Below are 26,835 nucleotides of genomic sequence, written 5' to 3'. Positions count from 1 at the left end.
CCCTATCGCCATCGGTTTGATGACAAGGATATTTTAGACGGATTGGCCGGATTGTGAGAAATTTTCGTTATTAAAGGAAGTTGCAGGGCATGGCGGCAATCAAAACACAACCAGAAAGGGAAATAAGTATGAAATATCGACTGCTCGGAAATTCAGGACTGCGCGTATCGGAAATGGCTCTCGGCACCATGACCTTTGGAGAGGATTGGGGCTGGGGCGCGCCAAAGGAAGAGGCTCAAAAAGTGTATAACGCCTTCCGCGAGGCAGGTGGCAACTTCATTGACACCGCCAATGTTTATACCAACGGCTCAAGCGAGTCGTTTCTCGGTGAGTTCATGAAGGGACACCGCGAAAGCATCGTGCTCGCCACCAAATATACCAACGCCATGCCAGGCACGGACCCCAATGCCGCCGGTAATCAACGCAAGAACATGATGCAGGCGGTCGAGGCCAGCTTGAAACGGCTTCAAACCGACTACATCGATCTCTACTGGGTCCACATTTGGGACCAGATTACGCCGGTTGAAGAAGTGATGCGCGGGTTGGACGATCTGGTTCGGCAGGGAAAAATCCTTTATGTCGGCATCTCCGATGCCCCGGCGTGGTGGATCGCCCAAGCCAACACACTGGCCTCGTTACGCGGTTGGTCGCCATTCGTCGGATTGCAAATCGAATACAGTCTCGTCGAGCGAACGGTCGAACGGGAACTCATCCCGATGGCGCAGGCGCTCAATCTTGGCGTGACTGCCTGGTCTCCGCTCTCCGGCGGCATTCTCACGGGCAAATACCACGGCCAGGGCTCCGCTGAAGGCAGTCGCATGAGCTCGGATATGATGAAGGAGTTCATGCCCGAGGAAAAGAGAGCGGCGGCCATCGTGGCGGCAGTCAAGGCCATTGCTCAAGAGACGGGCCGCAGCATGGCGCAGGTGGCATTGGCATGGCTACGCTATCGGTCGGTGCCCGTTATTCCAATCATCGGCGCCCGAAAGCTTTCACAACTTAATGACAACCTTGCGAGTCTGGAGCTCTCGCTTTCTGCCGTACAAGTCAAAGCGTTGGATGACGCCAGCCGGATTGACCTCGGCTTCCCGCAGAGCATGTTCGCCAAAGAACTGCCGCGAAACCTTATGTATGGCGGCATGGCGGACAAGATCATTGCCTGAGCGACTGCAGTTTAAAATGGAATTGCACTTTGCCAAGGCGAACAAACAATCCAACTAACGTCTGAGACGTGATACAGCAAAATGAATACAAATGATAAGTCTAATGAAGCAGCTTGCAGTCGCCGGAGCTTTTTATGCAACACAGCGATAAGTGTCGCTGCCATGCAACTCGGCAGGACCGCTTTGGCCGACGAACCCGCCGCGACTGCTGCCAAATCCGGAACACACAATTCTTTCACTTCACTTAAGCAGATCGACGCCGGCGTCCTGAATGTCGGCTACGCGGAAGATGGCCCGGCCAATGGTCCTGTGGTCCTGCTCCTGCACGGCTGGCCTTACGACATTTACAGCTATGTGGATGTGGCCCCGCTGCTGGCGTCCAAGGGCTGCCGGGTGATTGTCCCTTACCTGCGAGGTTATGGAACGACGCACTTCCTTTCGAGCGAAACGGTGCGGAACGGCCAGCAATCGGTGATTGCCGTCGATAGCATCGCGTTAATGGATGCCCTCAAGATCGACAAGGCGATCATCGGCGGCTTTGATTGGGGAGCGCGCACTGCCAACATCATGGCAGCGCTCTGGCCTGAACGTTGCAAGGCGATGGTCTCCGTCAGTGGTTATTTGATTGGCAGCCCCGAAGCCAACAAGGCGCCGTTGCCGCCGCAGGCTGAACTCCAATGGTGGTACCAATTCTATTTTGCCACGGAACGCGGTCGCGCAGGTTACGACAAATACCGCCGGGACTTCGCGAAACTCATTTGGAGGCTGGCATCCCCAAAATGGAATTTCGACGATGCCACCTTCGAGCGCAGTGCGGCGTCCTTCGATAACCCCGATCATGTCAGCATTGTCATCCATAATTATCGCTGGCGGCTCGGCCTGGCCGAAGGCGAGCGAAAATTCGATGACCTTGAAAAGCGGCTTGCCGCAGCTCCGGTTATCACGGTCCCCACCATCACCCTGGAAGGAGATGCCAATGGAGCACCGCACCCGGATGCCAGCGCGTATGCGAAGAAATTCTCCGGCAAATACGCACATCGAGTTATCAACGGAGGTGTCGGACACAACCTTCCCCAGGAAGCGCCGCAAGCCTTTGCAAAAGCAATCATGGAAGTGGATAGCCTCTGACCGGAACGGCGGGCAGGATATCTGGCTTTGAGGCGAGGCAGGTTTAATAGGAATAAACAGAGACCGAAGAGATTCTCTTCGGTCTCTGTTTTTATCCAGTTCTCTCCGTTAGCTCCTGTTCATTTCCAAAATGCGGTCGAATTGAGGCGTGGAAATACTCGGTTTGATTCACTGTTGAGGTAGGTGTGGATGGAAATGCAGGTGCAAGTTCACCCTATGGAGCGTTGCGCAGAAGAGGGTGTAAGTTTTGGTATTAATTCCATGAAGCCATGATTAGAAAACTAAAATCTGGTGGGTATCGTCTCTATTCGCGCAAGCTGAATCCTAAAACGGGAAAACGCCGAAATCTCGGAACGTTTACGACGCTGACAGCAGCAAAACGGCACGAGCGCCAAGTGCAGTTTTTCAAGAAGCGAGGCTGAAGATGAAATCACGGTCGAACAAAAAGCGATGGTCCGGCGAGGTCACCCGGCACAGCAATGCACTTGATCTGGAACCGAATGTTTTCAAGCAGAGCAGCCCACATCGAATCGCGCTTTCCTTGAAGCATTCCGCTGAAGCCAGCACGCGACGCAAAGCCAGTCCCTATCAGTCGGCGATGTCCATGCTCAATTTCTACATCAATCGTGCGGGCGGGAATCTTTCTGCCAAGCAGAAAAAATCGCTGGTCCGGGCAAAATCTGAGTTGCGCAAAGTCTTTCATCAGGAATAAGGCCGCGCGCGTAAACCGAAGTGCCAGCGGTTGTCAACTCAAGTCACTCTGACTCGCAGGCAGCGCACCCAAATAGAAGACCTGACAACCTCGGGCAAGTCTGGCACAATCAAAGCTTCAACACGATATAACACCTGAATAATTCATATTCGACCGCGTCTTTCAAAGACATGAAAGGAATGACACGCCGGACGTTTTTGGAAAACACTGCGCTGGGAATCGGCGGTGCACTGATGAGCGCGCCTTTTTCGGCGCTTGCAAAGAGTTCCGAGCTGACGACCCCGGTTTTTACCCGCGATTCCTTTTCATTCCTGCACACTTACGAGGCGACCGGGCGCTATTGGCGCGGACTGGAAAGGTCGGGTTTACTGCGGCGGACCAATGGCATCCGTCTGGTCAATTCACCATGGGCGACGGAAGAGTCGCGATTTAATTCCACAGCCCGGATTGGCGGCGAGTTGAATCGCATTCTCAAAAAGCGGCGGTGCCAATTCATCGTGGATCGCGTGACGGGCGGATCGCACTATAACTCCTCCGATTACAACCAATCGTTGGTCGAGGCGTACATGGCATTGCTGGGGGTAAAGTTCCTGGGCGGCCAGGTCCATGAAACGGTTTGTAACACGCACAATGACTGGGACCGGTTCGTGTCCGCCAATAAAAAATTCAGGACGGAGCCTGTTTCGCCTGAGGAATTGCGGAGTTATTTTACCTGCAAAACAGCGCCGCGCTGTCTGGAATATGGCACATTGGACGATTATGCCGGGCGGGTGCATCCGAAGGATGCCGCGGATTTTTGGCGGGAAATCGAACGGAACTTTCACCGTCAGAGTGAACGCTTCGGTTCGCGCGCGAGCTATTGCGAAGGCAGCGCCAACGGCGAACGGACATGGCATCAGTTTTACAAATTCGGCGCCCGACGGTGCATCGCGGAACTGGGACCCTGGGCATCGTCGAAATCACAATTTGCCATTGCCAGTCTGCGGGGCGCGGCCCGGGCGGCGGGCAAACCATGGGGCATTTTCTATGCACCGTGGGGACCGGAAGGATGCACCGCGATGGTTCCGGAAAAGGAGTGGTCATGGCAGTGTCCCTTAAGCTTCTTTGAAGGAACCGGCTGGCCGATGGGGCCTGAACGCGGCCCTTCGAGCGCCCTGCAACGGCGAATGTTTTTCCACGCTTACCTTTCAGGCGCATGGACCCTCCACGAAGAGTGGGGGGCGGAATGCAACCTTTTGGATTGGGAAAGTGCCCGGCTGTCGAGTTACGGCCGCGTCACGGAGGCGTTGCTCGATTTTCAGGAAAAACATCCCGACGTAGGCGAGCCTTATACGCCTCTTGCGCTGGCGCTCGATGCCCGAGTTCCGACACCCGATGCTGCGTTGTGGATGGAGATCAAGAAAGGCCTGTTTCAAAGCAGCGCCGAGGACGCGAGATGCGCTGCGCGGAAAAACTCAGGCATCGCCGAAGCCGATTGTTACGCCCCATGCGTTGTGCCTGAAATTTTCGACATTGTTCCATCCGACGCATCGGAAAAAGTTTGGACACGCTACCAGGAAGCGATCCAAGTCGGCGCAGGAACACATCCAAACGCGAACGTTTTTCCGCAGGGACAGCAATTGACGCAAATCATCGCGAGCGCCAAAAAGCTCTCTCCTTTCGAACGGAGCACGCATCTCCCAATGCAAATAAACCATCGGCACAAGGACGGCGCGTGGATCCTTGGCTTCTATAATCCCTGGGGTGCGCGGCGCGGCGATGTTGAAAACGTGGGCAGCCTCCTTGACGATGGATGCGCACAACGCGACACGTTGCGGGCCACGTTCCTCATCAAATCCGCCAAAGTCCTTCACGCCTGGCCACCCGGAACGGGAATGGCTCGCTCAAAAAATTCTCTTGAGATTGTTGTCGGGCCGGGAGGCACTTTAATTCTGGAAGTCATCTCATAAATAACCGTGGATGGCATAGCCGATTTGCGCTTGTCGTCCTTCGCGCAGCCGCTTAGCTTCGGACCGCTAACATGAACCCATCTATTGGTCAGGCCACCGGCTGTATGACAAAGATTAGCACAATACTTGGACTCTTGGTTGCGATACTCTGCTTTGGCTGTGTCGGTCTTCGTGATTCCCGCCTTGAGCCGCAGCGTCAAGCATTGGCAGCGACCTACCGGGATCAGACACGGCCGATGACGGAGCGCATGGAAGCATTTGATGATTTGATCGACACTTTCACCTCCGGCACGCCCGAGTCCACACTCGACCGATTCGTTGGCTGGCCTGTCGCCGATACCAAGTCGCGGATTAGCGGATACTTTCGCGATGACGGCGTGTACGTTCTGGGTAACACCTTCAGTCTTCATTTGAATGCACCAGATGGGAGCGATCGATGGATTACAATGACAGGAGACAAAGTCGACTGATGTTGACTAACCATGCGCTGCAGCATCGAGCGCGCCTCCGATAATCCCGATTCCTAATCTTCGCTGCCCACAAGGCGCGACATCCACCACGATACTTCTCTATGGACGTCCAGTCTGATGTAATTTACGATTTTGCTCATGGGCGTTTGTTTCGTTTTTCATGTTATTGATGGTTCTTCGATCACACTTGGGACCTCTAACATTTTGGCTCTACTCCGCTCACGCGAAGCAACGCGCGTTATATCGGATCCAAACACCCTGCTAAACCCTTCGCCAAGCCATAAGGCCTAGGTGCGTTATGATTCTTATATTTGAAAATGATTCCACGACGCGGGCGGTTGATGATATTTCTGAAGCCAACCGCTATTGCGAGGTCATTGATGTCGAGGATGGCGTTTATACATTCATTGATGAGCGAGCAGCAGTATTGCGCCCAATTCTGGCGAGTCCGACAAGACGCACCATGTTTGGTATTTTGTGTTCGCCGGATAGTTTTTCGCTTGCAGCCACAGACGAGCACCGGCCAGAGTTGTTGCGGAGTATTTTTGATGACACAGTTTCCGTCGAGCCGGGACCAAGGATTCACACACGCGAAGATTTGATTCGAGAGTTGGACATATGCAAACGCTGAAGGGGCAAATTTCAAATCCTGGTGGAATAAACAATAAGACGACTAATGAGTAAATCACGCCGTTTTCTTTTGCTGTCGCTTGCCGTCGCCGGCGGATTCGCTTTGAACCACTACGCTACAGCCCGGTCGTCGGGTTCCGCCAATACCGCAGGTAGATTTTATGGTCAAAGCAGGCACTAAACAATTCGTCCGAGACGGCCGTAACTTGCAGGGAATTGGGTTCATGGTCTCCATCCGTCCCGGCGACAACGTTGAGACGGAGTTTGGTCTAATGGTGGACACCATTTACAAATGGTATTCCCAGCATACTGAGATGTGTGGCGAGATCACGATCGGTTTTGTGACGGGGCCGGAGCACGAGGAAAGTTTGATGACCTACGTGATGTCTCTGATTCAGCAAGAGGAGCCGCTTCGCCCATTGTTTCTCCAGCTAGGACGTGTCGACGTCACATTTATTAGTCGAGACGGCAAAGACCAGAAGGAGTTCAAGTTTGAGGTCAGTTGATGCGGATTTTTTCACGTAGCTAATTGCTCTTGTCAAGAGCAGCTGTTTAGGCGAACTCCGCAACGTCAGTGCGATGGACCTCACTCGATAATTATTGCCACCCGCCTGAGCGCCGGTATCTTCAGAGAAAGCAAATTTTAATCTCATGTCCAACCCCACGAACCCACCCTCACCGCAACTATTTATGGAAGTCGTCACTGCCCACCAAAAGACAGGGGCATTGAAGGCTGCCATTGAACTTGGCCTGTTTACAGCTATCGGCAAAACTCCCGCGACCGCAGCAGAAATCGCGGCGCGTTGCAAATGCCCGGAGCGCGGCATCCGCATTCTAAGCGATAATCTGACGATCATGGGCTTCCTTGAAAAAGCCGATTCCCGTTATTCGCTCACACCATCATCCGCCGTTTTTCTGGATCAAAACTCGCCTGCCTACTTTGGCTCGGCCGTGAAGTTCCTGCTCTCTCCGGCGATTACTGAAGCCTTCACCGATCTCGCTTCCACGATTCGTCGCGGAAGCGTTCACACCTCGGAGCAGGGCACCACCGCCCCCGATCATCCGGCCTGGATCGAATTTGCCCGCAGCATGGGGCCGATGATGGGCCCGGCAGCGAGCGGCGCGGCTGATCTCACACCGCTCGATTCCGCCCGGGACACCCGCGTGCTCGACATCTCGGCCAGTCACGGCGCTTACGGCATCGCGGTTGCACAGAAAAATCCCCGCGCTCACCTCGTCGCGCTCGATTGGGAAGCCGTGCTCGCCATCACGGAGGAAAATGCCCGGAAGGCCGGACTAGGAAACCGGTTCAGCAAAATCGTCGGCGATGCCTTCACCGTGGATCTAGGCCGCGACTATGACGCGGTGCTTGTGCCGAACTTCCTGCATCATTTCAACCTCGCCGACTGCACGCGTTTCCTTCGCCGTGTCCACGCCGCGTTGCGTCCGGGTGGCCGCGTGGTCATCATCGAGTTCATGCCGAACGCCGACCGCATCACTCCACCGCCCGCCGCTGAATTCAGCCTGGTCATGCTCGGCACCACGCCGGAAGGGGATGCTTACACTTTTTCGGAGTTTCAACAGATGCTCAACGACGCGGGCTTTAGTGACACAACGCAACATTCGCTGCCGTCGTCAGTGCAGACTGCGGTAATCGCGGTGGCTTGAGAGTCGGAATGGCCTACTGACAGTGAAACTGTCAGTAGGCTGTCGCTTCCAACCGTCATTCGACACTACTCGCCAAAACTTGTGTCTTACTGCGGAGTCATCCCGATTGTTCCCAGCCATGTCTCCACCAACTGAGGCCAGCCCGTAATCGGAAACTTCGTGCGTCGCAGCCCATATGCATGTCCGCCCTGCGCATATAAATGCATTTCCACGGGAACCCCAGCGTTCTTCAACGCAGTGTAGTAAACCAGCGAGTTCCTCACCTCGTCCACCGGGTCATCCTCCGCCTGTAGCAAAAAGGTAGGCGGCGTATTGCCGGTAACAGGAATGGTCGGATTCAACTCAAACTCTGTAGAGGTGTCCTCCAGCATATGTCCTGGGTAAACCGGCACCGCAAAATCAGGGCGGCAGCTTTTCTTGTCAGCCGCATCTACAGCCCGGTACAAACGCTTGTCAAAACGCGTGCTGATGGCTGCCACCAAATGTCCGCCTGCCGAAAACCCGAGCACCCCAATCTTGTGCGGATCAATATGCCATTCAGCGGCGTGAAAACGTACCAACCCCAACGTCCGCTGCGCATCTTCCAACGCCGTCAGCACCTTCGGAACGACGCGGCGCTTACGTTGCGGATCCCAATGCGGTCCCGAACCTGGCACGCGATATTTCAACAGCACACCCGTGATCCCCTTGGATGCCAGCCATTCGCAGATCTCCGTGCCTTCAAGATCGATGGCCAGACAATTGTAGCCTCCCCCAGGAAACACGACTACCGCAACGCCCGTATTCGTTCCCTTCGGCGAATAGACCGTCATCGTAGGCTGCGAGACGTTGTCCACTCGAAGCCACGGCTTACCGGCAATCAATTTGTTCGTTACGGTCGTAGCCATCTCCGGCCCTGGAACCGGCTGCGCATCCGGCACCGCCCCCGGCCATATCGACACCTGCGTATGTCCCGGTGATGGCTGCCAAACATTCGTCTGCGCGCGCAGATCGCCAAACGCAAATACAAACGCAACACAGAGAGTAAAAATCCAAGGCTTCATCACAATCTCCAGAGCTTGTACATGACGCACTATCGAAGCAATCGTGAATAATACCGAATGCCAAAATTAATTTCTGGAATGGGGAAAAGAACCGGAATGAAAGGAGGCAATAAGCCGGATGAAAGTGGAGACTGAAAAAGCCATGACCTTAAGGAAGAGGAAACTCGTTAGTCAGGTGTCCAGGGTGCTTTTGATTTGAGGCGGCGTTGTCGGCCTTGCCTCAAACCAAAATCTCTCCTGCCATCCGGAAATTTCTTTCGGCTTCGGTATAGAACTGATGTTGCTTCAAGGAGTCAGTGGCAATTTTGCTTCGATTCGGTAGAACGCAGACGGTTGATACGAGAAAACTTGTGCTGTAGTCGATGCCGCCGATGAACCGGGCCGTGTGCCCAGGTCGTTCCAAAAGTTTGCAGCCAGATCTGTGTTCTGATGAAGGGCATAAGTGCGGGTGGGACGACTGGTCCATTCCACCAACGAAAGATGCGTTGCGACATTGTGCGCCACAGACAGGATGCGAAGTCCCTCGTTGGGAACAAGTGGATTTGAGTCCATGATGTACTCGGCCTTGTCTTTCAGACCATCACCATCGGCATCGCCTTCGGCGGTAAGCGTCGTCAGGTTGCCGGCTTTTTCCAACTCCCAGGAGTCGGAGATTCCGTCGCCGTCACTATCCGTGATGGCGATGCTTTCCGTGCGAAGCAGGCCGGAGCCAAGGTTGATCCAGCCACAATTGGCGCTCCAGGCATAACCGGAGAATTCGCCGCTGTAGAGGTCAAAGCGTGGACGGTTTGGATTGGCGGTGTTGGCCCAGCCAAAGTTGATCCAGCCGATGTTTGGCGACCAGGCCAGGCCCGAAAGATTCCCGGCACCATCCTGATTTACTCCGTAATCGCTGGAATCGGTGTTGGCATAGCGCAGGTTGTTGGCTGGCGTGCCATCACCAAAATTGATCCATCCGATGTTGGGGGACCAGACGTAGCCGCCGAGGCATGTATCCGCCACGCGGACGCCATCACCGAGGTTGGGACGATCGGCGCGGAAGTTGATCCAGCCAAGGTTGGTGCCCCAAGCATAGCTTTCGTCTTCAGCGACGGTTGATTGGGCGTTGGCCGAAGCGGCCAGGGCCAATGTGAGAAGAGCGGTAAACGTTTTCATGCCCCTTGTGGTTTATTGTGAATACACCGCTCCATCAAGGCATGTTGTACTTGGAAGTGATACTGAACGTTCCGCCGAGCGAGATGCAGGCGATACCAATGTTAGCCTGAATCGCAGTGCCGCCAGTGCGGTTGCCTGTACAGGAATTAGCAACGTATGCTGAAAGGCCGGTTCCACTTGTGCTTTCACCAGAACAGTTCAAGGCGGTGTTGGCAGTCAACCCAATGTAAGACACACTCTTGCCCCGGCAATTGATGGCATTATTTGCAAAAATCCCAGCCCCGCTAACCGCCTCGCCGGTTGAATTCTGAACATTGCAAGGTTCAGCCAAATAACTGGAGATTCCATTACCCGTCCCGACGCATTTACCCACGCTGTTCATGACTGCCGCAGCCTCGATGGCATCAGCGCTGGTATTGATGGCACGGCTGTCGCGGACGGATCCGACTATCATTCCTTCAGCACCCGCTGTGTCCACGAGGCAACGCTCGACAACGCTGTTTAAGGAACCTTGAATTCCGCGATCTCTAACACCACGCACGGTAATATCGGAAATGATTGTGTCTGTGCCGAAATTAACATTGCCGCTAAAGGTCTCGATTCCCTTGTAGAAGCCTGCCTTGGTAAATACACCGTTGGTTTGGGTTGTGCCGCCAACGATGTGACCGTTGAAGATCCGGTATCCAAACCCAGAGCCATCAATTGCAGTGCCCATGTTGCCGGCAGTGCCGAACAACGTAAAGCCGTTGAGATCCAGGGTCACATTATTCGTAAGAAAGGTTATGAAACTTGCGCCAGTTTTATTGGTCATGGTCAGGTTTCCGGTCAGGTAATAGCCGCCCGGCTGGGTGATGGTGTAGAGGCCGTTGGCATAACTGACACCCGGGGCTCCTGAAATCAGAGGCGTGCGCGCTTCGATTTGATCCAGCGACTTCATCACCGGTGCGGGAACACCGGGCGGCGGCGTGAGGCTGCCTTGCGCATGAGCGGTGATGGTAATGAAGTTCAGGCAGCCAAAAGCGGCAGCCACAGTTAAAAGGTTCGAAATTCTTTGCATAATCGTTTGGCCGCTTAATTTTTCTGCTTTCGCCGTGAGGCGTTGTTTTATAGCGCCTCAGTTGTAATACGCACCTTGGAAATGCCACAATAGCACTTTGGAACCAACGTGGTCGCAGTGTCGGGGGAATCCGGCGGAAATATCATGACGACATACTCCGTTGGTAGTAGGCCGTGTTGCGCCGATAATAAACGGGTCAGATCAACTTATCTACACTCCCGCTTCAAACGAGTGTCAACAATTTGACCTGACCCAGTTGTTGGTGACTATGAATTTGCCTCGACCAAGCTCAACGCCGGACACGGTAAAATAATTGCGAGCTGGTGGTTGGAATGGTGTAAGGCTGGCTCGCTCCCGGAAGATCAGTGTATGGGCCGTTGACATTGCTGGCGGCTTGCAGGGTGCCGTAATTCCAATTCAATTCCACCTGGTTGCCGTTCACATTCCGGATGCCCAATGACAGCGGCGGGGGAGTGAGGGCGGCCTGGTAAGTTGCCTGAATCTGCACCGGGCTCAGCGCGTTCGTGAAGAAGGCGGCTTGCGTGATGGCCCCGGCAAAGTAACGCTCGTTGACTCCTACCCTCGTATTGTCGGGGTCGCCGCCCAGATACACATTGTTCGTGTTCCCGGCGATGGTGCCGGTCGCCGCGTTTGCCCCTCTCAGAACGCCATCAACATACAAATAATTAGTTGCACCGTCATAAACGCCTGCCACCTGATGCCAGGAGCCGTCGTTGTATACATTGGGTGAGGTGGCAAAGCCGGCGCCCGAATTCCAGATCAAGTCTCCGGTGGAACCGTCCAGACTGATCGCCCACGAGGTGGCACCATGGCCCATAAGGGTCTGCACGGAACTATCGGCAGGATAGCCTTTGAACCACAACAGGGCCGTAAACGGCTGGGTGTTTGTCGGATTGAAGGCAGTGTCGTAGCCGGCGTCAATGCAGGAGAAGATGCCGTTGAGCATGCAAGCCGCGGGATTGGTTCCCATGCCTGTGGCAGAGGGGCCCGAGACGCCAGCCGGAACAGTTCCCGGAAGATAGGCTCCATCCACCGGCGCAGAGCCGAAGTTGACCGCGACCGGAGTTGGCGCCGGGCCGGGTATGCTGGAACCCGGATTATTCATCCGGAAATAGAGCAACGGATGATTGTTCAGGACCAACTGCTTGTAGGCAGTCGCTGGGGCATTATTGGTGCCGGCGGAGTAGTGCGCTGAAATGTCTGACGGTGAGAGGAGGTTCGTGTACACGGCCACCTCGTCAATCGTTCCATTGACCGCGCGCTGGGCACCGAGGCCGTTCCATTTGCCATTGCCGATGGTAAGCGGGGACCAATTATCGGCAACGTATGAGAGGGTGGCACTGGCCATCGCCTGCCCGTTGACGTACATAGTGGCAGTGGAGGAGGTGTCGTAAGTAAAGACGTAGTGGCACCAGGTATTCACAGAATAACCCGTAGGAGTATCAAACAGGCTGCTGGCATTGATGCCATAATGATACAGCTGCGATTCAAACCGCGTCTTGTTGCCACCCGCCCAGCCAAATTGGAAGCCGCCATAGGTTGGGCCACCATTCAGGCTGGCACCGCCGCCTTCGCCCAGGATGACGCCATAAACCGCCGTCTGCGGCTTGAACCAGGTTTCAATTGTGAAGGGCGGCATAAGGGTCAAAGTCGGACTGGCGCGCGGTACAAACGCGAAAGTCTGGGCTGCCGAATTGAACGCCACTGCGGTGTCGGTATCCGCCGCCAGACCGCCCGGGACGCCCAGCGTGACGTCGGTTGGATTGGTATCGACGTAATAGGCATTGCCCACGGAGCCGAGCGAACCGAGGTTGGTTTCCGTGGCCGCGGAGGCGGGAGCGTTGGTCTCCTGCAATGGCCAGTATCCGGCGGGCTGATAGGCGCGGATGGCTGCTGCGTAGGCCGTCGTCGGTCCTAATGGCCGTGGAGCAGGTGCGATGGACAAGATGCCATTCGTCAGGTCGTTCGTATTCCATGCCATCCCGGCACTGAGCCACGGGAGAACCAGCGCGGAAAATGTTCCGACACAATTACCGCTGTTGAAGAGTTTAAAGCTCTGGCCGGGCGCGAACGTGCCTCCCAGATTTATCACATACAAAGTTCCTCCAAGGTTCAAGGTGCCTGCCACGTTCAATTGATCGTTGGTTTGCGCAGTCGCGCTTACTTCCATGGCAGTCACAGCGCCCGGTCCCAGAGTCAGGTTGCCACCAAAGGAAAGTTTGCCGATGGAATTGGTGACAGCGCTGCCCGGAGAAATCTCACCGCCTTGAAGCGTGGTGTCGCCAGCCACTGTCCCGACGCCAACCAGGACACCACCCATGATCACCAATTGACCGGCGAGCGAACCATTGACGAACAAGGTGCCGCCCCAGTTGGTGGTGCCGCCGGTGTAGGTAGTCAGCCCCGAAAGTATCAGTGTGCCGGAATTGGTTTTCACGACGCTGAGTGCCGAGGAGCTGCCGTTTTGGATTGTGGCTGGAATGGAAAAATCTCCGCTCCCCTGGAACGTCAGAATACAGGGGCCAGTGGCGGTGCTGCCGGCTGAGATCGAGCCGCTTACCTGAAGCAGACCAGAGTCAGACTGGAGCACGTAGTTCGAGCCTCCCCCGGTTAGGGTAATCCCGCCATTCAGAGAGTTGGAACCCGAAAGTGCTTCGATGGCGGCCGCATTTGTATTACGGCCAGCCAGGCTGACGTTCTGCGAAACGACAACACTGTTCGAAAGCTCTAGTGTGGAAACTGCCGTGCCAGTGTTGCGAATAAAAATTGGCGAAGCAACGTTGGCGATGGCGGCGGAACTGGTGATGATTAATTTGCCGTCGTTCGTGGCTGAGCCTCCAGTATCCACGTTCAACGCGCCAGAAAAGCTGTTCGTTCCGTTCAAAACCAAGGTGCCGTAGCCAGCTTTGGTCAGAGATGCCGTGCCGCCAATGTTCCCGTTGACGGTCAAACGATTGCCGGGATTATTGCGGCCAACCGTCCACCTTTGATTGCTGCCCACGGTGATGGGTGCGTTCAGCGCGACGTTCTGATTCGCCGCCACCATGTCAATGCCGCCCGAACCGAGTGTGAGCGTATTTGCGCCGCCAATGGAAGCGCTGTTGGCAGTTTCGAGGAAAACCAATCCATCGACAGTCATGTTGGCTCCCAAAACGCTGTTCAGATTGGCGCTCAGATAAGAGAAGGTGAGATCGCTTGCCGCGCCAGGCGTTAGATTGGCAACCCAGTTCGCGGAGTTGTTCCATGCAGTTGAGTTGGTGCCCGTCCAGAAGAGGACATTGGTTGGCGCGTAGTATCGGAAGTAATCGACAGTCATTTTGACGGTGCTGGTTGCTTGGCTGCCATAACCGCTGGCAGGAATGTAGCCTGCCCAGGTCGTCGAAGTGTCATTCACTTCGCTGCTTAATATTACGTAGGCATCGCTGCCGAAGACTGGTGTGCCGGTGCCGTTGGCGTTCCATACTTCTCCGCCGTCGATGGAAAAGGAGTAGGTGCCGCCGTTCCAGAGAAGTCCGTAGGTGTGGAAGCCTGTGGCGACATTGCCCACGTTGGGGCTGCCTGAGTCTTGCTCAGCCGCACCGTAGCCGTTCCAGTGAATGTTGTCGGAAACAATTTTGCTGATGTTGGTGCCGTAGATGCCCACGTAGCGATGTTCGCAGACGTCCATTTCCCCGCCGGACACATAAGCGTCATCCAGGTAAGTGCCCATCGTCGGTGACCTCAGCCAAAAGGCCGACCAATTTCCGTTTGAGTTGCCCCACTGGATGCTCGACTCGTAGTAACCGTAGCGCGGATGAAAGTGAAACTGTGAGGCGAGCATGGCTGAATAATTGGTTCCCTGGGCACTATACGTCGTGATGACCAGGTTGCTCCCGTTAACGGTCACCGCATTGGTGACATTCACGGCATCGTTCCACTTTCCGGGCAACCAATAGGTCCATTTGCTCGTGTCCAGTGACGTTCCGTTGAATTCATCACCCCATGCCAGGTAATAGCCGGGTGGGGGCGACGCGGCGGCTGGGTTGAAGCTCACGGCCTGAAGTATTGTCACAATGGCGCCGAGGCGAATGATGAAAATTGCGCGTTGCCGCGCCTTCCGAAATAAGTCACCAAACAGAGAAGTCATTTGTTACAAATTTAAACAGACCGCTTTATTCCGAACGTGAGCGTGATTTTTTACAAGTGCGCTGCATGAATGCAGGGGGGATGCAATTACTTTTGGGAGGTTCGTCCTCCGAAACCATCAACGCCCCTCGACGGGCAGTCTGGATTGAATATACGCTCTGGGCGAAAACTACAGAATTCCAGCCAGAGATCAACTGGATTCATTAGTCATGGCCCAACTGACATCCCTTATCAGTTCTGCTGTACAATGGTTTACTCAGAAGTTGCTTAACCCACACAGATTTTTGAACACCCAGTTTGCAAACCATGATCTATACCGAATGCCAAAATTAATTTCCGAAATGGGGAAAAGAAACAGAATGAACGAAGGAAATAAATTTGAGGAAAATGGAGACTGAAAAGTCATGGCTTTGGGGACAAGAAAATTCATTAGTCGTTGGCTGCAGGGTGCTTTTGATTTGAGGCGGCGTTGTCGCCCTTGTCGCTATCAAAGGATAGCGCCTGCGGTCTCCGCCTTGCCTCAAACCAAAATCCCTCCTGCCATTCGGAAATTTCTTTTGGCATTCGGTATAAGTCTGGCAAACTAAATCTGCCAACCTAAAACACCATGCCGAGAGTGCGCTCTGCTGGACTTCCGCCGCTCCACTATCAGGGAACTTTCCTCCCCATGTTGTCCGCAATTAAGACAACGATGCCCAGTCGAAGGACTCGTTGCAATTATCGCACTACAAAGCGGGGTGATTGGTGATCAAGGTAATCAAAACCATTTCATTCCAGGAGCAAACGTCCGTTGCCACGGTGCCTGGCATTTCAAGGCCATTTGCTTTTCGCCAGGAGTAGGTTGGCTTATCTCGCCGGTGAAAGCTTCGGCGATTACCCGGCCGGCTCATTCAGTCCATTGCAGGATAGATTCACTTTAAGAAGCGAACCCACCGGTTCCGTTTCCCAAAAGTTGCAGCAATTCGCTCCGTACACGGAGGATTCGGTCGCGATCGGCCACTTTGGTCCGGGCTATCAGCTGGGCTAATTCAGGGGGGAGTTTGGAGTTGATGGCAGCGTTGGCTCCGGCCTGCTGCCGGACTTTAATTTCGATCATTTCTTCGATCAATTTAATCAATGCTTCGGCTTGCATAATAAATCTTAGATTTCGATGTGATGAGGGAGCATAATCAGTGCCTGATCACTTGGTTGGCTGGACCAGCGTCGAGTAGGCAGTTCAAGGCGATCTGCGACTGGGGAGCAACCCCGGTTGGAGGTGCGGGAGGTCCCCGAGTCGACGAAGAGCCCGAGCGCATCTTCCCTCATCCCGGCCTTCTCCCATTTCAAAGGGAGAAGGAGATAACGTCTGCCATGTTCTGGTTGAATCGGCTCTGCTGCGCGAATGCCATCGTGGGTTCTATTATCATGGAGGCATCAAGCGAATCGGCAGGGTCGATGCATTTTCCGACTGTGCAGATAATGCTGGCAGCAGGCTCGGATCAATCCCGGAAGTTTTGGAATTGTAGGGAGACGGGGAAGTCGTGACCTTGCACGGCGGCGATAACAGATTGCAGGTCATCCCGGCTTTTGCCGGAAACCCGGACTTCGTTTCCCTGAATCTGGGTGGTTACCTTCAGTTTGGAATCACGGATGAAAGTGGTGACCTGTTTGGCGATCGCAGTTTCGAGTCCCTGTTTGATTTTAATAACCTGGCGGGCATGTCCCAAGGGTGAGATGTCGGGTTCGCCCTTGTCCACGTTCTTCAGGCTGATCTGACGTTTTGCAAGTTTGCCAAGAACCATTTCAACGAGCGTCTTTACTTTGAAATTATCCTCGGCGCTCAGTTTGATCTCATTTTTCTCGAGGACGATCTCGGCGTTGCTCCCCTTGAAATCAAAGCGGGTGGCCAATTCCTTTTTGGCCTGGTTAACGGCGTTCTCGATTTCCATCGAGTTCACTTCTGAAACAATATCAAACGAAGGCATGCCTTAAAATAAGATGCCTTGGCCAAAAAGAAAGCGGGAAGTGCGGGCACGTATGCCACCTCAGTCGGAAGGCTTTCTCATTGACCCAGTCCGAACGCGATTGATAGGCTAAATAGGTTGTCCCGTATTGGTGCCGGTAAAATAATTATTGGGTGTACGCCATGCGAGTTCCTGTCGCCGTGACCTTACAGATGTTTGTGATTTAATGTTGAAGAACCGAACGAGAACCCCGCTTGGTATCGCATTTTGGATAATCCTTTGTGCCTACCTGAATTGTGCCGGTTGGATCCTTTCCGCCCTTCACCAACTGAATGCGGTTGGCTATGCGGTTATCCTGCTGGTGGGAGCTGCCTTGGGGTTCGTGTGGTGGAGGCAAGCCAAGGCGGGTGAGCCATCTGGTTCGTGGGTTTCAACCTTCAAAGCCCGGTTTCGTCGCTCCTTTCCCCGGGCTTTCCTCGTGCTTGCGGCGATGGCTTTTCTGGGAGGACTCATTTATCCGCCGACCAACTACGATGCCTTGTCCTACCGTGTGCCGCGCATCTTGAACTGGCTTGCCGAAGGGCAGTGGCATTGGATTCATACGGAGTTTCACCGGTTGAACTCCCGGTCAGTGGGCTTCGAATGGGTTTCCGTACCCATCATCGCTCTCACTAAAAGTGACCGGTTGCTCTTCCTCATCAACATCATCAGCTACCTTTTGCTGCCCGGTTTAATTTACAGTGTTTTCACCCGGTTGGGAGTGCGACGGCGGGTGGCGTGGCATTGGATGTGGCTGTTGCCCACCGCCTATTGTTTTCTTCTGCAAGCGGGAAGCATTGGCAACGACCTGTTTGGCGCCGTGGTTGGATTGGCAGCGGTCGATTTCGCATTGCGCGCGCGCGTTTCCTCCCGGGTCAGCGATGTCTGGTATTCCTGCCTGGCGGCGGCGTTGTTGAGCAGTGGAAAGACCAGCAATCTCCCGTTGTTGTTGCCTTGGGCCATCGTAATCCTGCCAACTGTTCCTTTACTGTTCAAAAAATTTGTCCCATCCATCGCGGTAGGGATGGTTGCGGTTGGAGCCTCCTTTCTCCCGATGGCGGCGCTTAACTACAAATATTGTGGCGATTGGACGGGCCTGGCGACGGAAAACTGGCAAACGAACAAGCAATCGCCGTTGTTTTTCATCCGACACAACATCCTGTTGATTGGTCTGCAGAACGTGGTTCCACCGGTCTTCCCCATGGCCAAGGCCTGGAACCGGATGATGATGAAAGTAATACCGCCTTCGTCACTCCAGGTTTTGGAAACGAATTTTGAACCGGGGGGAGCGCATCTGGCACTGGGTGAAATGCAAATCGAGGAGGATGCCGGACTTGGTCTGGGAATATCCGTGTTATTGGTGGCCGGCGTGATCGCGTCCCTGAGACGTTCCAAGGCTGCAGGTTCAAATCTGCAAACTCAACCCGTTGGAAAGGGTTATCGGACCGCGGTGCTGATGTCACCTTTCATTTCCCTATTGGCATTTATGGCCAAGTCTGGATTGACCACAGCGGCCAGGTTGCTGACACCCTACTACGGTTTGCTGATTCCAGTTTTTCTGGTGGGCCGCGGGAATGAAGGGTTGGTGCGGAATGTTTGGTGGAGACGATTCGCACTGCTGCTCTTCATCGCGGCTGGAATGCTGCTGATTATTTCTCCCGCAAGACCCCTTTGGCCTGCACGACATGTGTTGGCAATGGCCCCGAACCGGCAAAATCCATTGCTGCAGCGGGCTCAATCCGTTTACACGGTGTATGGAGAGCGGGCGAATGGTTTTGCGCCGATCCTCGAGAAACTGCCGCCCGAGGCCACGGTGCTCGGCTTAATTTCTTTCGATGACCCGGAGACCTCATTGTGGAAGCCGTTCGGTAGCCGGCGCATCAAGCATGTTTTGCAGAAGGATACCGCGGAAGACCTGCGCGACCGCGGCATAAAATATGTGCTGGTAAGTTCGGAACAGTTTTCGCTCCATTATACAGAGCCCTTTGAAGAATGGCTGGGGCGGATAAACGCGGAAGTTGTGCAGGTGATCCGGCTCAATCTTCGCGCGAGCCGGGGAGAATCAGAATGGCGGCTTGTAAAATTGAAATCTGTAGAAACGAAAAAAAATTGAAGCGATCCGCCACCCGGAATTGAAAGAACAAACCATGCCACCGCAATTTGAGCTGACCATTTTGATGCCCTGCTTGAACGAGGCTGAAACCCTGGCTGCCTGTATCAAGAAAGCAAAAGTGGGTATTGAGCGGGCAGGGGTAAAGGGAGAAATTTTGATTGCTGACAACGGCAGCAAGGACGGGTCCATCGAAATTGCCGAAAAGCTCGGCGCCCGCGTGGTGCATGTGAAGCCCAAAGGTTATGGCAATGCGTTGCGTTATGGCATTGAAGCAGCCCTGGGCAAGTGGATCATCATGGGAGATTCCGACGACAGCTATGATTTTTCCGACATCAATGGTTTCGTGGAAAAATTGCGCGGAGGGGATGATCTGGTGATGGGATGCCGGCTGCCCAAAGGCGGCGGCACGATCATGCCCGGGGCGATGCCCTGGAAAAACCGGTGGCTGGGCAATCCCAGCCTTTCATTTCTGGGGCAACTCTTTTTCCGGAGCCCGGCACAGGATTTTCACTGTGGCCTGCGGGCGTTTTCCAAGGAGGCCTACGACCGGATGGACTTGAAGACTACCGGCATGGAGTTCGCTTCCGAAATGGTTATTGTCGCGACTTTGAAATCGATGCGGATCTCGGAAACGCCGATCACTTTGCATAAGGACGGACGTTCGCGTCCACCGCATCTCAAGCCGTGGCGGGACGGTTGGCGGCATCTGCGGTTCATGTTGATTTATTCACCACGCTGGCTGTTTCTGGTTCCCGGTCTGCTTTTATGCCTGACGGGTTTTATCCTGGCCAATCTGACCTATTGGGTTCCCTTCAAAATTGGGTCGGTGAATTTTGATGTGGGAACGCTCATGGTCGCCTGCATGTGGATGATCATCGGGGTGCAGTTTGTGGCCCTCGCTTTTTTTACGAAGGTTTTTGCAATTGCAGAAGGGTTGTTGCCGGACGATCCAAAGTTTTCGCGAATATTCAGGATTTTCACCCTGGAAAAAGGGATCGTTGCCGGGTTGATAATTTTGCTGCTGGGACTTGGTATGCTCGTCCGTGCGCTGTGGGTTTGGAAACAGGCGGGATATGGTTCGCTGGATTACTCCCAAAACCTGCGCCGATTGATCCCGGCTGCCACCCTCCTGGTAATCAGCGTCCAGACCATCTCATCGAGCTTTTTCATGAGCGTGCTCGGCTTGAAGACCACCTCCCGCAAACCGCCAGCACCGCCTGAAGCAACGTAAACCACTGGGGGAGCGGCGCGTGTGTGGAATGCGGGTTCTTTCAACTCAGATCATGAGCGGGCCCAATCGCGGGTTTTGTTATTGCCTCGCTTGCGGACGGCTGGTATTCAGGTAGCATGAGCGTCATCGTAGTTACAGGAGCCGCCGGATTGATCGGTTCCGAAACGTGCCGGCGATTCCACAAGGAGAATTTCCATATTGTGGGCATCGACAATGATATGCGCGCCCGTTTTTTTGGAGCTGAAGCCTCCACCAGCGCCAGCCGCCAGGCTTTGGAAAAAAATCTGAAGAACTATCGGCATTATGATGCCGATATTCGTGACGCTGGGGCGATTGAAAAAATTTTTAAACAGTACGGCGGTGAAATCAAGGCCGTGGTGCACACAGCGGCTCAGCCTTCCCACGATTGGGCGGCCCGCGAACCGCACACTGATTTTGGAGTTAATGCGGTGGGAACGCTGAACCTGCTGGAAGCGACCCGGCAGTTTTGTCCGGAGTCGGCTTTCGTTTTCACGAGCACCAACAAGGTTTACGGAGATACACCCAATCGCTTGCCACTGGTGAAGCAGGAGAAACGCTGGGAAATCGATTTGTCGCATGCTTATAAAGAGGGAATCGATGAAACCATGTCGATTGACCAGACGAAGCATTCATTGTTTGGCGCGAGCAAGGTGGCGGCGGATGTCCTCGTGCAGGAGTATGGTCGTTATTTTGGAATGCGCACCGTTTGTTTCCGTGGTGGCTGCCTGACCGGCCCGGGTCATGCTGGAACTGAATTACATGGATTTTTAGCCTACCTCATGAAGTGCACGGTCACCGGCAAACCTTACCGCGTTTTCGGTTATGAAGGGAAACAGGTGCGGGACAACATTCATAGTCACGATCTCGTGGAGGCTTTCTGGCAATTCGTTTTGGCGCCGCGCTCGGGAGAGGTTTACAACATGGGCGGCAGCCGCCATTCCAATTGTTCGATGTTGGAAGCAATCGATCTTTGCCAGCAGATAAGCGGACGTAAATTGGACTGGAAATATGTCGAGGACAATCGCATCGGCGACCATATCTGGTGGATTAGCGACGTCCGGAAATTCCAAACACACTATCCGCAATGGAAATATCGCTACGACTTAATGGGCATCTTGAAGGAAATCCATGCGGCTTGTGTCGAGCAATAACCAATGTAAGCCTTTGATCGCCGCCATTTACGCGCCGAAACACAAAACTGAATGAGGCTGATTATTAGTGGAATTTGCGGGTTTGTGGGCAGCACCATCGCTGCTCATCTGCGTGAGAATTTCAGCAGCATCGAAGTGCTCGGCTTCGATAATTTCATTCGGCCTGGAAGTGAGCTCAACCGGGTGAACCTAAAGCGAATGGGGGTGCGCGTCCTGCACGCCGATGTGCGGAGCGCCACGGATTTGGAAGTGCTGCCACCGGCTGACTGGGTTATCGATGCCGCGGCCAATCCCAGCGTCCTCGCCGGTGTGGATGGGCAGGTGAGCAGCCGCCAATTGGTGGAACATAATCTGGTTGGTACCATCAATCTTCTGGAGTACTGCAAGGCAAGAAAAGCTGGATTCACGCTGTTGAGCACCAGCCGCGTTTATTCCATTGCACCGTTGGCGGAAATGAAGGTGATGGAAGTGAAAAAGGCTTATGTGCCCGACCCCGGGGCCATCCTGCCACCTGGGCTTTCCCGAAAGGGTGTGGCCGAGACTTTTTCGACCACTCCCCCGGTATCGCTCTATGGCAGCACCAAGCTGGCATCGGAACATCTGGCCCTGGAGTATGGCGAGACATTCGGCTTTCCAGTTTGGATCAATCGTTGCGGAGTATTGGCCGGGGCAGGCCAGTTTGGCCGGGCAGACCAGGGCATTTTTAGTTTCTGGATTAATTCCTGGCTGCGCCGGAAGCCGATGAAATATATCGGATTTAATGGCCAGGGAGCTCAAGTTCGCGATTGCCTTCACCCGCGGGATATTGTTTCACTGGTATTAAAGCAAATGGAAGCCGGGAAGGGTGCTGGCAAACCGCGCATCGCCAACGTCAGTGGCGGCGAGGCGAGTGCCACTTCATTGGCGCAGTTGAGCGATTGGTGTGCGGCGCGATTTGGTCCGCATACCGTCGAGAGCGATGGACGCAATCGGGCTTTCGATATTCCCTGGATGGTGTTGGATTCGACCCTGGCCGGCAAAGCCTGGAACTGGGAGCCGGAGACAAAGCTCGAAGCCATTCTTGATGAGATCGCGCGTCACGCTGAAGCACACCCTGACTGGCTGGAATTATCTGCACCATGATGTTGCAAGCACAACCAATTGAAAAAGCAGGGGCAAGTCCCGGCGGAGTTAATGACTTGAAAACAGGCGAACAAAAGTCCGCCGCCAAGCCGCTTTCGTTGCTTTCCGTGGTAATCCCCGCAAGGGATGAAGAGGGTTGCATCGCCTCGACCGTGGAGCATCTGCATCTGGAGCTCAAACTGCAAAATATTCCCCATGAAATCGTGGTGGTTGATGACGGGAGCAAGGACCGGACGTGGGAGATTTTGACGGAGGTCGCCAAACAAATCCGCGAATTGCGGCCGGTTCAAAACAATGGATTGCATGGATTTGGCCGCGCAATCATCCATGGCCTGGACCAGGCCACGGGCGATGCAGTGGCCATCATGATGGCGGATGAGTCCGATGATTCCCGGGATGTGGTGCGGTATTGGAAGAAGTTGCAAGAGGGATACGACTGTGTGTTTGGCAGCCGTTTCATGAAAGGTGGCGGTGTCATTGATTATCCCCGCTTCAAGTTGTTTGTGAATCGGCTGGCAAATTTCTTTTTGAAGGTGCTTTTCCGGGTCAAGCTCAATGACACGACCAATGCCTTCAAATGTTATCGCAAAACCGTGATTGAGGGGTGCCGGCCGCTAATCTCTCCTCATTTCAACCTTACGGTGGAGCTGCCGTTGAAAGCCATTGTGCGCGGATACACCTGGACCGTTATTCCCATCACCTGGCGCAACCGGCGAACCGGTGAGGCAAAGCTCAAGATCAAGGAGATGGGGAGTCGGTACTTGTTTATTTGTCTCTACATATGGCTCGAGAAATATTTCAGCCGCGGTGATTACAAAAAGAAATGAGCGCCAACGATCCCCAGGATTTAAAGCGTATTTACGAAACGCGATTTGAAAGCACGCGCCAGTATCGTTCACGTGTCTGGTCGATCCTGCTCGGGGACTTTTTCCAAAAATATATCGGTTCGACGGAGACGGTTTTGGATCTGGGTTGCGGTTATGGCGAATTCATCAATCAGGTCCAGTGCGGCAAAAGGTATGCAATGGACTTAAACCCGAACGCCCCGGGTTTTTTGGAGAAGTCGGTAACTTTTTTGGAACAGGACTGCTCCCAAAAGTGGCAGTTACCGGAAGGTTCGCTCAACGTGGTTTTCACGAGCAATTTTTTTGAGCATCTGCCGGATAAGGCTGCCCTGGGCAGGACTCTTGACGAAGCGCGACGTTGCCTGGCACCGGGCGGCCGCCTGATCGCCATGGGCCCTAATATCAAGTATTTGCCCGGCAAATATTGGGAATTTTGGGATCACCATTTGGCGCTGACCGAGGAGTCTCTGAAAGAAGCTGTCACGACTCGTGGATTCCAGGTCGATCGCTGCGAAGGAAGATTTCTTCCATACACGATGGTTAATAGTCCGGAGTATCCGCTTGTTTTCCTCCGGACGTATCTAAAGTTGCGGCCGGCATGGAGCATTTTCGGCAAACAGTTTCTGGTGATTGCCCGCAAACCCTGATCGCCATGCCTGCGAAGATTTCCAGTCGGCCATTTTTTTGGTCGATTCTCGCTTGATAGCGCAGCTTTATGATTACCATTATGGCCCATCGGGCAAACCTGACCGGTCCGCGTTCGGTGGTGGAAAATTCCCTGGCGGCCTGTGCGAAGGCGTTGGAACTGGGATTCGGTCTGGAAACAGATTTGCGGCGGGACGCTGCTGGTGAGTTTTACATCAGCCATGATCCACATCCCCGGACTCCGGATAATGCCCTCGACGCCTATACAAATATATTTAAGCAGCATCCGGAAATGGAACTGGCCATTAATGTGAAGGAACTGGGCTACGAACCGGTCTTGATAGAACTCATGAAGGCAGGGCGGTTGGGTCGGAAATGTTTTTATTTTGATTTCGAGCTTTTGGAGTCCAGGACTCCGGGTTCTTCCCAAAAAAAGATTCGTTCGCTGCCCGGTGGCAATCAGGTTCGCATGGCCTCACGTCTGAGTGACCGTAATGAAAGTTTGGCGCAATGCCTGTCGATACCGGCAGAAGTTGTTTGGGCTGATGAGTTTGACTCACTTTGGCTTACCGAAAGTGAAGTGAAGAAAGTGCAGGAGGCCGGCCGGCTTTTTTACGTAATTTCCCCGGAGATTCATGGGTTTGACCGTGCGGCAATGAGGCGTCGCTGGCAGGATTTTAAGTCTTGGCACATCGATGGGATCTGCACAGACTATGCATTGGATGCCAGAGACTTCTTTGGCTGAATTTTGGGTGCAGCAAAAGCATTTCTTGAAACATAAACGGATTCCAACTGTCAGAGCATTATCATGTTGAAGCGCTACAAACTGGACGAATTCACCAAAGGTTGGTTCGTGGGAAATTTTTCCCCGACCATTGTGAAGAGCGACGCCGTGGAAGTGGCGGTAAAGCATTACAAGGCCGGTGAATCCGAAGGGGCTCATTATCACAAAGTGGCAACTGAATTGACGCTGATTGTCTCGGGACGGGTGCGGATGAGCGGGGAGGAGGTTGGGGCGGGGGAGATTATCAAGATTGAACCCGGGCAGGCCACTGACTTTGTGCCGCTCACAGATACCACGACGGTAGTGGTGAAGTTGCCATGTGTGAGCGGAGATAAGTATCCTTCTCCAGATTTCAAAGCATGAAGATCAAAGCCGTTTTATTCGATTTGGATGGAGTGTTGGTAGATGCGACAGAGTGGCATTACGAAGCATTAAATCGGGCGCTGGGATTGTTCGGTTATAACATTGCACGTTACGAACATCTGACCACCTACAATGGACTTCCAACCCGCAAGAAGCTCGAGATGCTCTCCGTTGAAAAAGGGTTTCCGCGCGGTTTGCACACTCTGGTCAACAAGATCAAACAGAAATATACCCGCGAGGAGATTTTGCGGAGTTGCACACCGGTATTTGAAAAGGAGTTCATGGTTCATCAACTCAAGCGCGATGGCTACAAACTCGCTGTCTGCTCCAATTCCATTCGTGAGAGTGTCGAACTCATGTTGCGGGGCAGTGGCATTTTTGATTTATTTGATTTCGTGTTGAGCAACGAGGATGTAACTCACGCGAAGCCCGACCCGGAGATTTACCTGGCCGCGTTCCAAAAATTGGGTGTCAAAGCGGAGGAAGTAATCATTGTTGAAGACGCGCCGCACGGAATCGAAGCCGCGAAGCGGAGCGGGGCACAGGTTTGCCAGGTGAGTGGTTTTACTGAAGTTGATTACGATCGCGTAAAGCGCGCGTTGGAAGGGGCGAGGGGATAAGTTATGTTGCAAGTCATCATACCCATGGCCGGAAAGGCAAGCCGTTTTGCCGAAAGAGGTCACACTTTTCCGAAACCTTTGCTGGAGATCGGTAATCGTTCCATGATTGAGATGGTGCTCGAAAATCTGGCGCCACCGCAGCCGGTTCAATACACCTTCATTTGTCGCAAGGAACATTTGTCGCAGTTTTACCTGGGCGACATGCTGCGTTTGCTGGCGCCAAACTGCCGGGTGATTGGGCTCGAAAATGAAACCGCCGGAGCGCTCTGTTCCGTGCTGTTGGCGGTGGATGAGTTGAACCTGGATGATGAGCTCTTGATCGCCAACGGAGATCAAATTATTACATCGAGCCTGGATCCATTTTATGCAGCCTGCCGCGAATCTGGAATTGATGGTTGCATTCTCACCTTCACCGCCACACATCCACGGTGGTCGTTCGCAAAAACGGATGCGAATGGAAAAGTGATTGCGGTTGCGGAAAAGCGGCCCATCAGCAAGCAGGCGACTGTGGGTTTGTATTATTTTCGACGGGCGCGGGACTTGGTCGAGGCATCGGAGAGAATGATTTTGAAAGGGCTGACCACCAGCGGTCAATTTTTTGTATGCCCGGTTTACAACGAGCTGATTCTCGCCGGCAAAAATATTCGGACCCATCACCTGCCTGAGGGCACGATGCACAGCCTGGGCACGCCTGAGGATGTGGAGATGTTCATGAAATATTATCTTTCCGGCAAAGCTTAAACTGATGCGGCCTTTAAGAGCCCACGGCACACGTGCGGTCTTCTGGATTCGCAAAAAAGTCATGGCTCTGCGCTGCCACTGGCAGGCACATCCCGG

25 protein-coding genes are annotated in these 26,835 nt (G+C 53.9%); 18 read left to right on the top strand and 7 right to left on the bottom strand.

The window, feature by feature from the left end; all coding sequences use genetic code 11:
- Window positions 1–128 precede the first annotated feature (128 nt).
- From CFLAV_RS19040 to CFLAV_RS19005, 8 genes are all read left to right on the top strand, one after another.
- Complete coding sequence (locus CFLAV_RS19040; protein ID WP_007416433.1) at window positions 129–1,163, top strand: aldo/keto reductase; 1,035 nt, start codon at window positions 129–131, stop codon at window positions 1,161–1,163.
- Between the two features lie 81 nt (window positions 1,164–1,244).
- Window positions 1,245–2,291, top strand: a complete 1,047-nt coding sequence (locus tag CFLAV_RS19035; RefSeq protein WP_007416432.1) for an alpha/beta fold hydrolase — start codon at window positions 1,245–1,247, stop codon at window positions 2,289–2,291.
- Window positions 2,292–2,715: 424 nt separating this feature from the next.
- A complete protein-coding gene (locus tag CFLAV_RS19030) occupies window positions 2,716–3,003 on the top strand; it encodes a DUF3175 domain-containing protein (protein ID WP_007416431.1) in 288 nt (95 codons plus the stop codon).
- 170 nt (window positions 3,004–3,173) lie between these two features.
- Window positions 3,174–4,952 (top strand): hypothetical protein, encoded by a 1,779-nt coding sequence (locus CFLAV_RS19025; RefSeq protein ID WP_007416430.1) that lies wholly within the window; start codon window positions 3,174–3,176, stop codon window positions 4,950–4,952.
- A gap of 71 nt (window positions 4,953–5,023) precedes the next feature.
- Window positions 5,024–5,422, top strand: a complete 399-nt coding sequence (locus CFLAV_RS19020) for a hypothetical protein (RefSeq protein ID WP_007416429.1) — start codon at window positions 5,024–5,026, stop codon at window positions 5,420–5,422.
- A gap of 298 nt (window positions 5,423–5,720) precedes the next feature.
- Window positions 5,721–6,053: a hypothetical protein gene (locus CFLAV_RS19015; RefSeq protein ID WP_007416428.1), complete on the top strand. Its 333-nt coding sequence runs from the start codon at window positions 5,721–5,723 to the stop codon at window positions 6,051–6,053.
- Window positions 6,054–6,276: 223 nt separating this feature from the next.
- Complete coding sequence (locus CFLAV_RS19010; RefSeq protein WP_160164617.1) at window positions 6,277–6,558, top strand: hypothetical protein; 282 nt, start codon at window positions 6,277–6,279, stop codon at window positions 6,556–6,558.
- 145 nt (window positions 6,559–6,703) lie between these two features.
- Window positions 6,704–7,720 (top strand): class I SAM-dependent methyltransferase, encoded by a 1,017-nt coding sequence (locus CFLAV_RS19005; RefSeq protein WP_040549426.1) that lies wholly within the window; start codon window positions 6,704–6,706, stop codon window positions 7,718–7,720.
- Between the two features lie 86 nt (window positions 7,721–7,806).
- On the opposite strand, the gene CFLAV_RS19000 is transcribed toward CFLAV_RS19005, so the two are convergent.
- From CFLAV_RS19000 to CFLAV_RS18975, 7 genes are all read right to left on the bottom strand, one after another.
- On the bottom strand, window positions 7,807–8,763 hold the full coding sequence (locus CFLAV_RS19000) for an alpha/beta hydrolase (RefSeq protein WP_007416424.1): 957 nt from the start codon (window positions 8,761–8,763) through the stop codon (window positions 7,807–7,809).
- Between the two features lie 285 nt (window positions 8,764–9,048).
- Complete coding sequence (locus tag CFLAV_RS18995; RefSeq protein WP_007416423.1) at window positions 9,049–9,918, bottom strand: hypothetical protein; 870 nt, start codon at window positions 9,916–9,918, stop codon at window positions 9,049–9,051.
- A gap of 34 nt (window positions 9,919–9,952) precedes the next feature.
- Window positions 9,953–10,975, bottom strand: a complete 1,023-nt coding sequence (locus tag CFLAV_RS18990) for a hypothetical protein (protein WP_007416422.1) — start codon at window positions 10,973–10,975, stop codon at window positions 9,953–9,955.
- 289 nt (window positions 10,976–11,264) lie between these two features.
- Entirely contained in the window at window positions 11,265–15,122 is a 3,858-nt protein-coding gene (locus CFLAV_RS18985; RefSeq protein WP_007416421.1) for a LamG-like jellyroll fold domain-containing protein, read from the bottom strand.
- 428 nt (window positions 15,123–15,550) lie between these two features.
- Window positions 15,551–15,685, bottom strand: coding sequence for a hypothetical protein (locus CFLAV_RS36975; protein ID WP_272941488.1), 135 nt, complete (start codon window positions 15,683–15,685; stop codon window positions 15,551–15,553).
- Window positions 15,686–16,037: 352 nt separating this feature from the next.
- Window positions 16,038–16,253 (bottom strand): hypothetical protein, encoded by a 216-nt coding sequence (locus CFLAV_RS18980; protein ID WP_007416419.1) that lies wholly within the window; start codon window positions 16,251–16,253, stop codon window positions 16,038–16,040.
- 346 nt (window positions 16,254–16,599) lie between these two features.
- Window positions 16,600–17,085: a YajQ family cyclic di-GMP-binding protein gene (locus CFLAV_RS18975; RefSeq protein ID WP_007416417.1), complete on the bottom strand. Its 486-nt coding sequence runs from the start codon at window positions 17,083–17,085 to the stop codon at window positions 16,600–16,602.
- Between the two features lie 205 nt (window positions 17,086–17,290).
- On the opposite strand from CFLAV_RS18975, the gene CFLAV_RS18970 reads away from it, so the two are divergent.
- The 10 genes from CFLAV_RS18970 to CFLAV_RS18925 all read left to right on the top strand — a co-directional run bounded on the left by CFLAV_RS18970 (window position 17,291) and on the right by CFLAV_RS18925 (window position 26,739).
- A complete protein-coding gene (locus CFLAV_RS18970) occupies window positions 17,291–19,216 on the top strand; it encodes a hypothetical protein (RefSeq protein ID WP_007416416.1) in 1,926 nt (641 codons plus the stop codon).
- A gap of 34 nt (window positions 19,217–19,250) precedes the next feature.
- Window positions 19,251–20,447, top strand: a complete 1,197-nt coding sequence (locus tag CFLAV_RS18965) for a glycosyltransferase family 2 protein (protein WP_007416415.1) — start codon at window positions 19,251–19,253, stop codon at window positions 20,445–20,447.
- Window positions 20,448–20,563: 116 nt separating this feature from the next.
- The gene (locus CFLAV_RS18960) at window positions 20,564–21,619 is read left to right on the top strand and encodes an NAD-dependent epimerase/dehydratase family protein (protein WP_007416414.1); all 1,056 of its coding nucleotides are present in this window, start codon (window positions 20,564–20,566) and stop codon (window positions 21,617–21,619) included.
- A 51-nt stretch (window positions 21,620–21,670) separates the two neighbouring features.
- Entirely contained in the window at window positions 21,671–22,741 is a 1,071-nt protein-coding gene (locus tag CFLAV_RS18955; RefSeq protein WP_007416413.1) for an NAD-dependent epimerase/dehydratase family protein, read from the top strand.
- Window positions 22,738–23,568, top strand: a complete 831-nt coding sequence (locus tag CFLAV_RS18950) for a glycosyltransferase family 2 protein (protein WP_007416412.1) — start codon at window positions 22,738–22,740, stop codon at window positions 23,566–23,568. The genes CFLAV_RS18955 and CFLAV_RS18950 overlap by 4 nt, the downstream gene beginning before the upstream one ends.
- Window positions 23,565–24,233 carry a class I SAM-dependent methyltransferase gene (locus CFLAV_RS18945; protein ID WP_007416411.1) on the top strand — a complete coding sequence of 223 codons (669 nt, stop codon included), beginning with the start codon at window positions 23,565–23,567 and terminating at the stop codon, window positions 24,231–24,233. Before CFLAV_RS18950 ends, CFLAV_RS18945 begins: the two co-directional genes overlap by 4 nt.
- Window positions 24,234–24,301: 68 nt before the next feature.
- Window positions 24,302–24,976 (top strand): PI-PLC domain-containing protein, encoded by a 675-nt coding sequence (locus tag CFLAV_RS18940; protein WP_007416410.1) that lies wholly within the window; start codon window positions 24,302–24,304, stop codon window positions 24,974–24,976.
- A gap of 63 nt (window positions 24,977–25,039) precedes the next feature.
- Window positions 25,040–25,378, top strand: a complete 339-nt coding sequence (locus CFLAV_RS18935; protein ID WP_007416409.1) for a cupin domain-containing protein — start codon at window positions 25,040–25,042, stop codon at window positions 25,376–25,378.
- A complete protein-coding gene (locus CFLAV_RS18930; RefSeq protein ID WP_007416408.1) occupies window positions 25,375–25,998 on the top strand; it encodes an HAD family hydrolase in 624 nt (207 codons plus the stop codon). Before CFLAV_RS18935 ends, CFLAV_RS18930 begins: the two co-directional genes overlap by 4 nt.
- A 3-nt stretch (window positions 25,999–26,001) precedes the next feature.
- Window positions 26,002–26,739, top strand: a complete 738-nt coding sequence (locus CFLAV_RS18925) for a glycosyltransferase family 2 protein (RefSeq protein WP_007416407.1) — start codon at window positions 26,002–26,004, stop codon at window positions 26,737–26,739.
- Window positions 26,740–26,835 lie beyond the last annotated feature (96 nt).

This window comes from Pedosphaera parvula Ellin514 (assembly GCF_000172555.1).
GTDB lineage: Bacteria > Verrucomicrobiota > Verrucomicrobiia > Limisphaerales > Pedosphaeraceae > Pedosphaera.
Note: the sequence above shows the minus strand (reverse complement) of the source record. Positions and strands in the feature narration are given on the sequence as shown.

What these genes read in the sequence shown, in the direction of transcription:
- CFLAV_RS18925 (WP_007416407.1), top strand. Translation starts at nt 26,002, where the DNA reads ATGTTGCAAGTCATCATACCCATGGCCGGAAAGGCAAGCCGTTTTGCC.
- CFLAV_RS18945 (WP_007416411.1), top strand. Translation starts at nt 23,565, where the DNA reads ATGAGCGCCAACGATCCCCAGGATTTAAAGCGTATTTACGAAACGCGA.
- CFLAV_RS19025 (WP_007416430.1), top strand. Translation starts at nt 3,174, where the DNA reads ATGAAAGGAATGACACGCCGGACGTTTTTGGAAAACACTGCGCTGGGA.
- CFLAV_RS18940 (WP_007416410.1), top strand. Translation starts at nt 24,302, where the DNA reads ATGATTACCATTATGGCCCATCGGGCAAACCTGACCGGTCCGCGTTCG.
- CFLAV_RS18965 (WP_007416415.1), top strand. Translation starts at nt 19,251, where the DNA reads ATGCCACCGCAATTTGAGCTGACCATTTTGATGCCCTGCTTGAACGAG.
- CFLAV_RS19020 (WP_007416429.1), top strand. Translation starts at nt 5,024, where the DNA reads ATGAACCCATCTATTGGTCAGGCCACCGGCTGTATGACAAAGATTAGC.
- CFLAV_RS18985 (WP_007416421.1), bottom strand. Translation starts at nt 15,122, where the DNA reads ATGACTTCTCTGTTTGGTGACTTATTTCGGAAGGCGCGGCAACGCGCA.
- CFLAV_RS19040 (WP_007416433.1), top strand. Translation starts at nt 129, where the DNA reads ATGAAATATCGACTGCTCGGAAATTCAGGACTGCGCGTATCGGAAATG.
- CFLAV_RS36975 (WP_272941488.1), bottom strand. Translation starts at nt 15,685, where the DNA reads ATGCCAAAAGAAATTTCCGAATGGCAGGAGGGATTTTGGTTTGAGGCA.
- CFLAV_RS19015 (WP_007416428.1), top strand. Translation starts at nt 5,721, where the DNA reads ATGATTCTTATATTTGAAAATGATTCCACGACGCGGGCGGTTGATGAT.
- CFLAV_RS18975 (WP_007416417.1), bottom strand. Translation starts at nt 17,085, where the DNA reads ATGCCTTCGTTTGATATTGTTTCAGAAGTGAACTCGATGGAAATCGAG.
- CFLAV_RS18960 (WP_007416414.1), top strand. Translation starts at nt 20,564, where the DNA reads ATGAGCGTCATCGTAGTTACAGGAGCCGCCGGATTGATCGGTTCCGAA.
- CFLAV_RS18990 (WP_007416422.1), bottom strand. Translation starts at nt 10,975, where the DNA reads ATGCAAAGAATTTCGAACCTTTTAACTGTGGCTGCCGCTTTTGGCTGC.
- CFLAV_RS19035 (WP_007416432.1), top strand. Translation starts at nt 1,245, where the DNA reads ATGAATACAAATGATAAGTCTAATGAAGCAGCTTGCAGTCGCCGGAGC.
- CFLAV_RS18970 (WP_007416416.1), top strand. Translation starts at nt 17,291, where the DNA reads ATGTTGAAGAACCGAACGAGAACCCCGCTTGGTATCGCATTTTGGATA.
- CFLAV_RS19030 (WP_007416431.1), top strand. Translation starts at nt 2,716, where the DNA reads ATGAAATCACGGTCGAACAAAAAGCGATGGTCCGGCGAGGTCACCCGG.
- CFLAV_RS18930 (WP_007416408.1), top strand. Translation starts at nt 25,375, where the DNA reads ATGAAGATCAAAGCCGTTTTATTCGATTTGGATGGAGTGTTGGTAGAT.
- CFLAV_RS19000 (WP_007416424.1), bottom strand. Translation starts at nt 8,763, where the DNA reads ATGAAGCCTTGGATTTTTACTCTCTGTGTTGCGTTTGTATTTGCGTTT.
- CFLAV_RS18995 (WP_007416423.1), bottom strand. Translation starts at nt 9,918, where the DNA reads ATGAAAACGTTTACCGCTCTTCTCACATTGGCCCTGGCCGCTTCGGCC.
- CFLAV_RS18950 (WP_007416412.1), top strand. Translation starts at nt 22,738, where the DNA reads ATGATGTTGCAAGCACAACCAATTGAAAAAGCAGGGGCAAGTCCCGGC.
- CFLAV_RS19010 (WP_160164617.1), top strand. Translation starts at nt 6,277, where the DNA reads ATGGTCTCCATCCGTCCCGGCGACAACGTTGAGACGGAGTTTGGTCTA.
- CFLAV_RS18980 (WP_007416419.1), bottom strand. Translation starts at nt 16,253, where the DNA reads ATGCAAGCCGAAGCATTGATTAAATTGATCGAAGAAATGATCGAAATT.
- CFLAV_RS18955 (WP_007416413.1), top strand. Translation starts at nt 21,671, where the DNA reads ATGAGGCTGATTATTAGTGGAATTTGCGGGTTTGTGGGCAGCACCATC.
- CFLAV_RS19005 (WP_040549426.1), top strand. Translation starts at nt 6,704, where the DNA reads ATGTCCAACCCCACGAACCCACCCTCACCGCAACTATTTATGGAAGTC.
- CFLAV_RS18935 (WP_007416409.1), top strand. Translation starts at nt 25,040, where the DNA reads ATGTTGAAGCGCTACAAACTGGACGAATTCACCAAAGGTTGGTTCGTG.